The sequence below is a fragment of the Microbacterium canaveralium genome (assembly GCF_047238045.1).
Lineage (GTDB): Bacteria > Actinomycetota > Actinomycetes > Actinomycetales > Microbacteriaceae > Microbacterium.
Window position 1 is genome coordinate 3,037,388 of the sequence record NZ_JBDFMA010000003.1, and the last position, 11,839, is coordinate 3,049,226.

General features: G+C 71.9%; 12 protein-coding genes. 6 read left to right on the forward strand and 6 right to left on the reverse strand.

The annotated features are described in order from the left end of the window. Positions 1 to 54 precede the first annotated feature (54 nt). Genes ABC271_RS15440 through mtnB form a run of 3 tightly spaced genes read left to right on the forward strand, consistent with a single transcriptional unit; the run spans position 55 to position 2,557 of the window. A complete protein-coding gene (locus tag ABC271_RS15440; RefSeq protein WP_412925720.1) occupies positions 55 to 1,230 on the forward strand; it encodes a translation initiation factor eIF-2B alpha/beta/delta subunit family protein in 1,176 nt (391 codons plus the stop codon). Then, positions 1,227 to 1,928: an acireductone synthase gene (gene mtnC / locus ABC271_RS15445; protein ID WP_412925721.1), complete on the forward strand. Its 702-nt coding sequence runs from the start codon at positions 1,227 to 1,229 to the stop codon at positions 1,926 to 1,928. Before ABC271_RS15440 ends, mtnC begins: the two co-directional genes overlap by 4 nt. Beyond that, positions 1,925 to 2,557 (forward strand): methylthioribulose 1-phosphate dehydratase, encoded by a 633-nt coding sequence (gene mtnB, locus ABC271_RS15450; protein WP_412925722.1) that lies wholly within the window; start codon positions 1,925 to 1,927, stop codon positions 2,555 to 2,557. The genes mtnC and mtnB overlap by 4 nt, the downstream gene beginning before the upstream one ends. 144 nt (positions 2,558 to 2,701) lie before the next feature. Here mtnB and ABC271_RS15455 read toward each other — a convergent pair whose 3' ends face one another. Continuing rightward, on the reverse strand, positions 2,702 to 4,087 hold the full coding sequence (locus ABC271_RS15455; protein WP_412925723.1) for an FAD-dependent oxidoreductase: 1,386 nt from the start codon (positions 4,085 to 4,087) through the stop codon (positions 2,702 to 2,704). A gap of 9 nt (positions 4,088 to 4,096) precedes the next feature. Next, on the reverse strand, positions 4,097 to 4,855 hold the full coding sequence (locus ABC271_RS15460) for an aquaporin (protein ID WP_412925724.1): 759 nt from the start codon (positions 4,853 to 4,855) through the stop codon (positions 4,097 to 4,099). Between the two features lie 46 nt (positions 4,856 to 4,901). Here ABC271_RS15460 and ABC271_RS15465 point away from each other — a divergent pair, with 46 nt between their 5' ends. After that, positions 4,902 to 5,576: an arsenate reductase/protein-tyrosine-phosphatase family protein gene (locus ABC271_RS15465; RefSeq protein WP_412925725.1), complete on the forward strand. Its 675-nt coding sequence runs from the start codon at positions 4,902 to 4,904 to the stop codon at positions 5,574 to 5,576. A gap of 17 nt (positions 5,577 to 5,593) precedes the next feature. Next, positions 5,594 to 5,995, forward strand: a complete 402-nt coding sequence (locus tag ABC271_RS15470; protein ID WP_412925726.1) for an arsenate-mycothiol transferase ArsC — start codon at positions 5,594 to 5,596, stop codon at positions 5,993 to 5,995. 102 nt (positions 5,996 to 6,097) lie between these two features. Here ABC271_RS15470 and mtnK read toward each other — a convergent pair whose 3' ends face one another. From mtnK to ABC271_RS15490, 4 genes are read right to left on the reverse strand one after another with little or no spacing between them, the layout of a single operon-like run. After that, entirely contained in the window at positions 6,098 to 7,294 is a 1,197-nt protein-coding gene (mtnK, locus tag ABC271_RS15475; protein ID WP_412925727.1) for an S-methyl-5-thioribose kinase, read from the reverse strand. After that, positions 7,291 to 8,337 carry an ABC transporter permease gene (locus ABC271_RS15480; RefSeq protein ID WP_412925728.1) on the reverse strand — a complete coding sequence of 349 codons (1,047 nt, stop codon included), beginning with the start codon at positions 8,335 to 8,337 and terminating at the stop codon, positions 7,291 to 7,293. Before ABC271_RS15480 ends, mtnK begins: the two co-directional genes overlap by 4 nt. Continuing rightward, the gene (locus tag ABC271_RS15485; protein ID WP_412925729.1) at positions 8,334 to 9,893 is read right to left on the reverse strand and encodes a sugar ABC transporter ATP-binding protein; all 1,560 of its coding nucleotides are present in this window, start codon (positions 9,891 to 9,893) and stop codon (positions 8,334 to 8,336) included. The genes ABC271_RS15480 and ABC271_RS15485 overlap by 4 nt, the downstream gene beginning before the upstream one ends. Continuing rightward, positions 9,890 to 10,984 (reverse strand): substrate-binding domain-containing protein, encoded by a 1,095-nt coding sequence (locus ABC271_RS15490; RefSeq protein ID WP_412925730.1) that lies wholly within the window; start codon positions 10,982 to 10,984, stop codon positions 9,890 to 9,892. Before ABC271_RS15490 ends, ABC271_RS15485 begins: the two co-directional genes overlap by 4 nt. Positions 10,985 to 11,190: 206 nt before the next feature. On the opposite strand from ABC271_RS15490, the gene ABC271_RS15495 reads away from it, so the two are divergent. After that, on the forward strand, positions 11,191 to 11,772 hold the full coding sequence (locus ABC271_RS15495) for a 1,2-dihydroxy-3-keto-5-methylthiopentene dioxygenase (protein ID WP_412925731.1): 582 nt from the start codon (positions 11,191 to 11,193) through the stop codon (positions 11,770 to 11,772). Positions 11,773 to 11,839 lie beyond the last annotated feature (67 nt).

The following is an 11,839-nucleotide window of genomic DNA, read 5'->3' on the forward strand; positions in this document are numbered from 1 at the left end:
CGCGCGGCGTCATCGACGCGGGGCCGGGCGCAGCGCCGTGGGAGGATTGCGGCGATGTCTGCCACCCTCGAGAACTCCGTCGTCTTCGACGAGGCCGCCGGTGTCGTCCGCATCCTCGATCGCCGCGTGTTCCCGGCGCGGGTCGAGTGGGTGGATGCCACGACCCCCGACGAGGTCGCTTCGGCGATCCGCGACATGGTGACCCAGAGCTCCGGGCCGCTGTACGCCGCGACCGCCGGTATGGCCCTCGCCGCCCTGCAGGTGCGAGGGCTGCCGCTCGGCGAGGCACGCACGGCGCTCGGCCGCGCGGGCCGCGCTCTCGCCACGGCGCGTCCGACGAACGCCCACCCCCGCGACGCGGTCGCCCGCATGCTCGCCGCCGGCCGCGACGCCGACGACACCGACGCCCTCGTGGCCGCGACGATGGAGACCGCGACCACCGTCGACCGCGACTACCGCGAAGCGAGCCTGCGCCTGGGCCGGGCGACACTGTCGCTGCTGCCCGCGTCGCCGCGGATCCTCACGCACTGCTGGGCCGATGCCTACCTGTTCGGTCTCGTCGCCGCCGCCCGCGAAGCCGGACGCGAGATCGAGTGGATCGCGACCGAGACCCGCCCGTACCTGCAGGGCGCCCGGCTCACCGCCCACTCGCTGCGCGAACTCGACCAGAAGGTGACGCTCATCACCGACGGCATGGCCGCCGCCGCCCTCGCGTCGCCGCGGGGCGTCGGGTCGGGCCCGATCGACGCCGTCGTCACCGCCGCCGACCGGGTCGCCCTCGACGGCTCGGTGGTGAACAAGGTCGGCACGCTCGCGCACGCGGCCGCGGCCGCGGCCTTCGGCATCCCGTACTACGCGATGGTCGAGGCACCCGACCCCGGTGCGCCGACCGGTGCGGACATCGTCATCGAGGACCGCGACCCGCGCGAGGTGCTGGAGGTGCTCGGGCAGCGCACCGCGAGCCCGCTCCTGACCGACGCGTGGTACCCCGCGTTCGACGTGACCCCGCCGCGCCTCGTGACCCGCATCGCGACGAGCCGCGGAACCTTCGAGCCCGCGCGCGTCGGCGAGCACTTCACGGCCGATCCGGATGCCACGGCACCCGACGCCGCACCGGCGCTCCGCCGTCGCCGATCCCCCGCCGAGCCCGCCCCGATCGCCGCGACCGTGCAGCCCGACACCGTCGCCTTCCGCCCCGTGTCCCCTTCCCCCGACGAGGATCCCCAATGACCGCCATCTCCGCCGACGTCGTCGTTCTCGACATCGAGGGCACGACCAGCGCCGCAGGCTTCATCCTCGGCGACCTCTACGACTACGCCCGTCCGCGCCTGGACGAGGTGCTCGGGCGCGACGACGACACCGTGCGGGGCGCCCGCGCCGACGCGATCGCCGAGACCGGTCTGGATGCCGATGCCACCGACGCCGAGGTCGCCGACGCGCTCCGCGGGCTCATGGCCTCCGACGTCAAGTCGACGCCGCTGAAGACGCTGCAGGGGATCATCTGGGCCGAGGGCTTCGCCGCGGGCGAGATCCACTCGCAGTTCTTCGAGGACGTGCCGCCGCAGCTGCGCGCGTGGCACGAGGCCGGCATCCGGCTCGCCGTCTACTCGTCGGGGTCGGTCGCGTCGCAGGTGCCGTGGTTCCGTCACGCGCCGCAGGGCGACCTCACCCCGATCGTCGAGGACTTCTTCGACACGGTCAGCGCCGGGCCGAAGAAGGAATCCGGCTCGTACGACCGCATCGCGGCGGCCCTGGGGGTCGCGCCCGAGCGCGCGCTGTTCCTCACCGACCACCCCGACGAGGTCGCCGCGGCCCTCGCCGCCGGCTGGCGAGTCGTCGCGCTGGACCGCGCCGGGGAGCCGTGGCACGGCTCCGACTTCGCCGCGCCGGCGGTGGCATCCTTCGACGAGATCGAGCTCACGCGATGACGCTCCCCCTCACCGCCCGCGTGCAGGAGGCCGGTGCCGCCCTCGCCGCGGAAGCCTCGCGCTTCTCGGGCTACGGCTGGATGCGCGGCACCTCGGGCAACCTCTCGCTCGTGATCGATCGGGATCCGCTGGTGCTCGCGGTCACGGCATCCGGTCTGGACAAGTCCGAACTCACCGATCGCGATGTCGTGCTCATCGGTGCAGACGGCGAGGCCCTCGACCCCGACGACCCGCGGCCGCCCTCCGCCGAGGCGGGACTGCACGCGCACATCGCCGCGCGCACGGGCGCGGGCGCGGTGTTCCACGTGCACGCGTTCGACGCGGTCGTCGCGGGGCACCGGTGGCCGGGCGGGGTCGAGATCCGCGACATGGAGATGCTCAAGGGCATCGGCCACCGCGCACACGACGAGATCGTGACGATCCCGGTCATCGCGAACGACCAGGACATGACCGTCGAGGCCGCCCGCTTCGACGAGGTCTACCGCCCCGCAAACGCCGAGGTGCCCGAGGTGCCCGCGCTCATCGTCGCGAGCCACGGCATGTACGCGTGGGGCGTCGACGTCGCCGCCGCCCGCCGACACCTCGAGATCGCCGAGTGGCTGCTGCGCTTCGCCGTCGCGACGCGCTGAGCTGCGGCATCCGGGTCCTCTCCCCCGCGCGAGAAACGCTTCCTGCACTGAGACACGCTCGCTGAGCGCGTTTCTCGGTGCAGCAAGCGTTTATCGCCGGAGCGTCGGGGGCAGCCAGAGGGCGCGGCGGGGGCAGACCGCGGACTACCGCGCGGGCGCCAGCGCGCGGGCCTCGCGTTCCCAGGCCTGGGTCGCCACCTGCACGGCGTCCCACGGAGAGCCGAGCGGGGGCGTGTACGACAGGTCGAGGTCGCTCATCCCGGCGACCGTCATGCCGTGGTGGAGCGCCGCGGCATAGGTGTCGACGCGCTTGGAGATCTCGGCGCCGCGGGTGCCGACGAGCTGCGCGCCGAGCAGATGCCCGTCGCGGGTGTCGCCGGTGACCCGGATGCTGATCGGGGTGGCGCCCGGGTAGTAGCGCTTGTGGTCGTCGGCGATCGCGGTGTGGCTGTGCGGGGCGAAGTCCGCGGCGACGGCCTCGTGGTCGCGCAGACCGGTGCGCGCGGCGACGACGTCGAACACCTTCACGACCTGCGTGCCGAGGCTGCCCGCGAACCGGGCGTCGCCGCCGATCGCGTTCTCGCCGGCGACGCGGCCCTGCTTGTGAGACGTGGTCCCGAGCGGCAGGTACGTGACGCCGAGGAGACGGTGGTGGGTGACCACGCCGTCGCCGGCGGCCCAGACGTTCGGCAGACCCGTGCGCATCCGCTCGTCGACGACGACCGCACCGCCGGCGCCGGTGGAGGCGCCTGCCGCGGTGAGCAGGTCGGTGTTGGGGCGGACCCCGACCACGACCAGCACGAGGTCGGCGGTGTGGGCGACGGGATCGCCGTGGTGCGTGCCGGTGACGGTGAGACGACCGCCGTCGCGGGAGACCGAGGCCACGCGGGTGTCGGTGCGGACATCGACGCCGTGCCGGGTGAGCTCGTCGTGGACGAGGGACCCGAGCTCGGGGTCGAGGGTCGACAGCACCTCGGGTCCGCGCTGCAGCTGCGTGACGTGGAGCCCCCGCACGGTGAGGGCCTCCGCCATCTCGAGACCGACGTACCCGGCGCCGACGATGATGGCGCTCTGGGGCTGACGCTCGTCGAGGTATCGCTCCAGGGCGAAGGTGTCGCCCATCGAGTGCAGCAGGTGCACGCCGTCGTCGGGTCCGAGCTCGTCGAGCCCCGCGATGCCGGCGGTCGCGGGCGACGCGCCGGTGCCGACCATGAGGGCGTCGTAGGGAATCGTCGACTCGGTGCCGTCGGCGGCGCGCACGGCGAGCTTCTGGCCGGCGACGTCGATGCCGGTGGCGAGGGTGTCCAGGCGCAGCGTCAGGCCGGTGGCTTCGAGATCGGCGTGGGTGCGGTGCGCCAGCGACTGCCACGGCTGCACCTCCCGCGAGAAGAAGTACGGGATGCCACAGATGGAGAAGTTCGGGTAGGCGTCGGCGACCACGACCGTGACGTCGACGGAGGGGTCGAGCTCACGGGCGCGCAGCGCGGTGGAGATTCCGGCGTCACTTCCGCCGATGGCAACGAGGTGCATGAGGACCTTTCAGGATCGGGATTCGAGGTGCGCGGGGGTCACGACCTCGCCCGCGGTCCGGGCGGCGGTCGGGAAGAACAGGACGACGAGCGCGAGCCCGAGAGCGGCGCCGGCGAACTGCGCGAGGACGAAGGGCGGCACGGCCGCGGGTGCGATGCCAGCGAAGGTGTCGGTGAACATCCGCGCGATCGTCACGGCCGGGTTGGCGAACGAGGTGGAGCTGGTGAACCAATACGCCGCACCGATGTACGCCCCCACCGCGGCCGCGGTGGTCACGCCCGTGGAGGTGCGGGCGAGGGAGAAGATCAGCAGCACGAGTCCGGCCGTGGCCACCACTTCTCCCACCAGGTGGCCGCCGGTGGCGCGTTCGTTCGCGGAGAAGGCGGGCGCGACGTCGAACATGACGCCGGAGAGGAACGTTCCGGCGATGCCGCCCAGGATCTGCGCGGCGAGGTAGGGGCCGAGGTCGCGCAGCGGCAGGCCGGTCCGCAGGCGCCGCCCAAGCACCCAGTCGGCGACCGACACCACGGGGTTCAGGTGGGCCCCCGAGACGGGACCGAGCACGAGGATGATGACGGCCAGCCCGAGAGCGGTGGCCAGACTGTTCTCGAGGAGTTGCAGACCGACATCGTCCGGCGAGAGGCGCTGCGCGGCGATGCCGGATCCGACGACCACCGTGACCAGCAGACCCGTGCCGACGAACTCCGCCGTCGCACGGCGAGCGAGGTGGGGCCGACGGGGCACGGTGGCGGATTCGGTGGGGGTCACGGCATCATCTTGACCTGCGAGTGATAGATCAGTCAATATTGAGGCAATGAACGTTGAGAAACATTCGCCCCTCGAGGATCGCGCTGCGCGGCACGCCGCCCTGGGAGATCCGTCGCGCTTGCGGATCGTGGATCTGCTGACGCTCGGCGACCTGTCCCCCTCGGAAATCCGTGCCAGTCTCGGCCTGCCGTCGAATCTCGTCGCGCACCACCTCAACGTCCTCGAGTCGGTCGGAATGGTCGAGCGCTCCCGCTCGGAGGCCGACCGCCGTCGCAGTTACGTGCGCCTCACAGAAGCGGCGCTGGACGACCTGGCCCCCGGCAGGACGGAACGCGCGCACCGGGTGGTCTTCGTCTGCACCGCGAACTCGGCCCGGTCTCAGCTCGCGGCAGCCCTCTGGGCCACCCACAGCACGATCCCCGCGGCTTCGGCGGGCACCCATCCCGCCGACCGGGTCGCCCCCGGAGCAGTGGCGGCCGCCGAGCGCCACGCGCTCGCCCTCTCCACCGGATCGCCGCGAGAGCTGGGCTCCGTCCTCACCGACTCCGACTTCGTCATCACCGTCTGCGACATGGCGCACGAGGAGATCGGAGTGGCCGGCGACCTGCACTGGTCGATCCCCGACCCGGTGCGCACCGGAACCGACGAGGCGTTCGACTCCGCCTACGACGAGCTGGAGCGCCGAATCACCGAACTCGCCCCTCGACTCACCGCCCCCTGATCACCGAAGGAACGCCCGTGAGCACCGCCACCGCCCCCACCGTCCTGTTCATCTGCCAGCACAACGCCGGCCGCTCCCAACTCGGTGCGGCGCTTCTGGAGCACCTTGCCGGTGATCGCTTCGCCGCCACCTCCGCGGGCCTCGCCCCCGCCGAGGAGGTCAATCCCGCCGTCGCGGCCACCGTCGCCGAGCTGGGGATGGACATCACCGATCGCGTGCCCCGCCACGTCACCGAGCAAGACCTCGACACCGCCGACGTGGTCGTGCTGATGAAGCCGGGCCTCGCCCTCCCCTCGATCCCGCGCGGCGAGGTGCTGGAGTGGTCGTTCCCCAACCCTGAATCCTGGGACGCCGATGCGGTGCGCCCCCTTCGGGAAGCCGTCGCCGAGAAGATCCGGAGCACGCTGCTCGCGCGCTGACGCACCGGCATCCGCCCCTCCCCCTGCGCGCGAGGGATGCCACGGCCCCGACGCGCCGCCCGACCGATGCAGAACAGCACAGGGATGCCACGGCCCCAATGCTCAGCCGAGCAGCGCCACCGTCCGGACGGTGAGGGCGCGCGGGTCGGAGTCCTCCAGCCGTGCAGTGCCGAGCGTGCGCGCGGCGCGCAGCACGAAGCGGGCCGCGATGGCCCGCTCGGGCTCGGGCAGGGTTTGGATGTCGGCGACCTTCGAGAACCCGACGATGCGCCGCACGGCTTTCGCCGCGCCGTAGATCGCGGCATCCGAGCGGATCTGCGCGAGCGTGTGCTCGAGCACCTCGTCGTCGTACACGCGGGGGTCGACGCGATCGGGCCACCGGCGGCGGAACTCGGCCTCGAATGCGTCCACGAGCTCGACCGGCAGCGTCAGCAACCGCTCGGCGTCCTCACCACGCCCGAGCACCTGCGCCCGGGCGGCGGCGATGACGAGGTTCGCCCACACGGCTCCGAGGTCGAAGCCGGTGGGGCCGTACGTGCCGAACTCCGAGTCGAACGCGCGCACCGACTCGCCCTCGGCCCGCACGAACACCGACCCGGTGTGCAGGTCGCCGTGCAGCAGGCTCTGCGTGCTCTCCTGGAACCGCTGCTTGGCCAGCCCGATCTCGCGCACGAACGTGCGATCGGCGCGCAACTCCCGTACGTCGTCGTCGTTAGCCGACAGCCAACCGTTGTGCTCGTGGTCGACATAGGGCTCGGTGAAGACGAGGTCCTCGGTGATCTCGCTCAGCTCGGGATTGGTCGCCGCGGCGATCGCGCGCCGACGCTCCGGCCCCGGAGTGCCGAAGACGCTCGTCGCGAAACCGACGGCGCCCACGTAGGAACCCAACTGCGCCGCCGCGTACTCGTGCAGCCGGCCGGCGATGAGCTCGCCGCGCCAGACGGCGTGGTCGCTGAGGTCCTCGATCGACAGGGCGAGGGCCTCGGCGTCGAAGCCGTGGAACGCCGGCACGTGGGCCGGGTCGATCCGCTCGTGCACCCCGAGGACGACGGCCTCTCGGGCGGCCCGTTCGCGCGTCAGCGGCCACGAGGGGTCGACGCGCACGTGCGGCAGCGACTGCTTCACGACGACGCCGTTGCCCGCGGCATCCTTCACGATGAAGACGAGATTCAGGTTGCCGTCGCCGACCTCGACGACCGAGACGATGGATGCCGGATCGACCGGCCCAGACAGGTGAGGGCGGGCAGCCAGATACGCGGGGACCGTGGCGACGGTCAGCTGATCGGTGAGGAGAGTCATGATGCGGTGGTGCTCCCGGCGACGATGGTGGTCTTGCGACGGCGGAACGTGAAGCTGAACAGCAGGGCCACGAGCAGAACGAGGCCCTTCCCGAAGTCCTGGATGTAGTACGGCAGGCCCATCATCGAGAACCCGGTCACCATGACGGCGACGAGCACGGCCCCGAGGGCCGTCCCCCACGCGTTCGGACGCCCGATCCCGAGCACCGAGACGCCCACGAGTGCGACGGCCACGGCGTCCAGCAGCAGGCTGTTGCCCGCCGAGACATCGCCCTGACCGATCCGGGCGGCCAGCACGAGTCCGGCGATGGATGCGAGGATGCCGCAGCCGATGTACGCCGCTGCCCGGTACGCACGGACGCGGACCCCGGCGAGCCGGGCGGCCTCGGGGTTCGAGCCGACGGCGGCGAGAGCACGGCCCCAACGGGTGCGGTCCAGCACGAACCACAGCACGACCGTGAGTCCGAGGAAGAGGACGACCGGCACCGAGATCGGGCCGATGAAGCCGCGGTCGAACCACAGGAAGTCCGGGGTGAAGCGGCCCGGGGCGGTGGTGCCGTCGTCGAGGGTCATCTGCGACGAGATCGACTTGCCGTCGACGATGATGAGCTTGAGCCCCACGACGGTGAACATCGTCGCCAGGGTCGCCAGCAGGTCGGGGATGCGGGCGAACACGATCAGCGCCGCGTTGATCGCGCCGATCAGGGCACCGGACAACAGGACGACCCCGACCGCGATCCCGCCGACCTGGTTCGCGATGACCATGGTCCACGCGGCGATCGACACCGCGAAGCCGGCGTTCGCGCCGACCGAGAGGTCGAGTCCGCCGACGGTCATCGCGAGCGTGACGCCCAGACCGGCGATGCCGATCGGGGCGATGTACTTCAGCATCCCGACGAGGTTCTCCGGGGTCGCGAAGGCCGGCTGCGTGACGGCGAAGAACGCGATCAGCAGAACCGTGACGGCGACGAAGCCCCATTTCGCGATGGCATCCACGATCCGGGAGCCGGCGCTCGGACGCGCGGGCGCGGCGACGGAGGTCATGCGGTTTCCTTCCGATGGCCGGGGTCGTCCAGCAGCGCGGCGACGATGCGCGCCCGGTCGAGCACTCCGGCGGGGGTGTCCAAGACGATGCGCCCCGAGACGAGGACGACGATGCGGTCGGCGACGTCGAGGATCTCGTCGACGTCGCTGGAGAGCACGAGCACCGCGGCGCCCGCGGCGGCGCGGTCGCGGGCGGCGTCGCCGATGCGGCGGCGCGCGCCGATGTCGACACCGCGGAACGGCTCGTCGAGAACGGCGAGCCGCGGCCCAGTGCGCAGCCACCGGCCCACGACGACTTTCTGCTGGTTGCCGCCGGAGAGGTCGTCGACGCGCGTCTCCGCCGACGGGGCCACGACGCCGTAGGCGTCGATCACGTCCTCGGCGGCCGCGCGCTCGCGAGCGGGCGAGACGACGCCCCAGCGCGAGATCTGCCGGAGCACCGGGAGGCCCACGGTCCGGCCGATCGACCACCCGGGCTGGATGCCCTGCCGCTGGCGATCCTCCGGGACGAGCACGACACCGGCGTCCTTGGCCGCCGCGGGCGAGGACGGGCGGTAGGGCGCACCGTCCAGACTCAACCGCGCGGCACCGACGGGCCGGACCCCGGCGATGAGCTCGGCGAGCTCGGTCTTGCCCGCACCCAGCAGTCCCAGGATGCCGGTCACCTGCCCCGAGGCGACGGACAGGTTCAGCGGTTCGCTGCCGGGCAGGAGCACGGCCTCGTCTACCGCGAGCACCTCTCGCCCGGCGGGAAGCGGCTCGGTGACGTGCTGCTGCAGTTCGGTGGGGACGCCCAGCATGGCCTCCAGCGCCGCGTGCCAGTCGAAGGGGCGGCCGGCCTCGAGTTCGAGCCGTCCGTCGCGGAGCACCACGATGCGGTCCGCGAGGCGCTCGATCTCGCCGAACCGGTGGCTGACGAACAGGATCGACAGGCCCTCGTCGCGCAGGACCCGCAGCACGGCGAAGAGGCGATCCGCCTCGGAGGCGGTGAGGGCCGACGTCGGCTCGTCGAGGATCAGCAGGCGCGGGGTCGAGCGGAGGGCCCGGGCGAGCACGAGCAGCTGAGCGTCGGACGTGCCCAGGCGGGCGGCATCCGCTCGCAAGACCTCGTCGGACCACGACAGTCCCAGGCGCCCGAGCGCCGCGCGGGCGACGCGCTCGGACTCCGCGCGGCGGACGAGCCGGTGGCCCCCGGTCGCGAGATCGGTGAGGGCGAGGTTGTCGGCGACGCTGAGCCCCGGCGCGATGCCGTCGGCGATGCGCTGGTGCACGGTCTCGATGCCGGCGCGGCGGGCGCGTGCGGGGGAACCCAGACGCTGGGTCGAGCCCGCGACGGCGATCTCGCCGGTGTACGCGGCGTTGGCGCCGGAGATCGCCCCGATGAGCGTGGACTTGCCGGCGCCGTTGGTGCCGAGGAGCGCCGTGATGCTCCCCGGGAACAGATCGAGGGAGACGTCGCGGAGGACCTGATTGGTGCCGAACCGCACGCCGACGCCGCTCAGGCGGACGACGGGGGCGTCGTCGGCCTGAGCGGCGTGCCAGAGGGGTGACGTCATCCGGAGACGGCGGGCAGCCAGTCGGCGACCACCGTGTCGCTCAGCAGCAGCGACGGCTCGGCCTCGCGCAGCTGGGCGACGTTGGTGATGCCCTTCTCGATGAGGAAGTCACGGGTGATCGTGACGGCCGGGAACTGCACGGCGTCCTCGGTGAGCTCGCCGGTCAGCTTCAGCGCGAGCGCGCGCACGACGCCGGCGCCGACGGCCGACGGGTCCGTCGCGCTCGTGGCCACCCACGGGCTGCCCTCGGCGGTGATGACCTCGATGTCGGCGTTGGAGATGTCGATGCCGTAGACCTTGACCTTGTCCTGCAGGTTGTTCTGCAGCACGGCCTGGACGACGCCCTTGGTGATCTCGTCGTACGGGGCGAAGATCGCCTGCACGCCCGGGTTCGCCTTGAGCGCCGCGTCGACGAGCGGGATGTTGTCCGTCGCGGTCGACTCGGTCACCTTGCCGGTGAAGAAGAGCTGGTCGAGACCGTTCTTCGCGACGACCTCGTCCCACACCTTCTTGCGGCGGTCGAGCGGCGCGAAGCCCTCGGCGCTGACGAGTCCGACCTTCGCGCCCTCTCCGTTGTCCTCGACGAGCTGGTCGAGGACGCCCTGCGCCATCGAGGCATCCGACTGCGAGGTCACGACGACGCCGTCGGTGTTCTCCAGGGCCAGGTCGTACACGACGACCGGGATGCCGGCATCCACCGCTTCGCGGACGCGCGGCTCGATGGTGTCCGTCTGACCGTGGTCGACGATGATCGCGTCGGGCTTGGCGGCGATCGCCTGCTCGAGGTCGGAGGCCTGCTTGGCGTTGTCGTTGCGCGCGTCGTACACCGTGAGGTCGATGTTGATCGCGGCGGCCTGCGCCTTGGCGCCCGCGGTCCAGGCGGTGAAGAAGTCACCCGCGCCGGACTGCTGCACGAGGGCGACCTTCAGCGGTTCGCCGTCGAACGGGGCGGGGAGGTTCTCGACCTTTTGGACGGGGGCAGCGGATGCCGCGGGTGCAGCGGTGTTCTGCTGCGCGCAGCCGGTGAGGGCGAGGGCGGCGATGCCGGCGGTGGCGACGAGCGCCGCCCAGCGGTGGGAGCGAACGGACACGGGGTCCCCTTCGGAAGGAGTCGGGTGCGGAGGGCCGCGGCGGGTGCTGTGGTGCGGCGACCGTCGAGCAGTCAAGCAGTGGTGCCCCGCAGGAACCCTTCGAGGTTGCGCTTTGTTACGGGTCATCCACCTCGGAACACCCACGGAACCCGCGGCGGGCGAGACAATCGAGGCATCCCGACCGCATTCGTCCGAGAGGAGGAGCCGTGACGCTCCTGACCGTCTGGAAAGAGACCGACCCGACCAGCCCCGTCCTCGAGACGACCGACGAGGACGAGATCCGTGCCGCCCTCGCCGAGCTCGGCGCCCGCTTCTCCCGCTGGGACGTGCACGAGATCGCCTCGGACGCCGTCCTCGACGACGTCCTCGCGCTGTACGCCGAGCAGGTCGAGAAGGTCAAGCAGGACGAGGGATACACCCTGGTCGACATCGTGGGCCTGTCGCCCGAGCAGGAGAACTACGACGAGGTCAAGGTCGCCTCGCGCGAGCGCTTCCTGTCCGAGCACCGCCACGACGACGACGAGGACCGCTTTTTCGCCAAGGGTGCCGGGGTGTTCTACCTGCACGTGAACGGCAAGGTCCACGCGCTCTACTGCGAAGCGGGCGACCTCGTCTCGGTGCCGGCCAACACCACGCACTGGTTCGACATGGGTACGAATCCCGAGTTCGTCAGCATCCGCTTCTTCCACGACGACGACGGCTGGGTCGGCCACTTCACCGGCAACCCCATCGCCGAGACGTTCGCGACCTTCGACGAGCTGCACGCCCGCCGGGCTCAGCTGGCCTGACGCCGCGTTCGCTCCGTTCGGGGCGCGATTCGCCGTTCGGGGCGCGATTCCCCCGCCCCACGCGGAG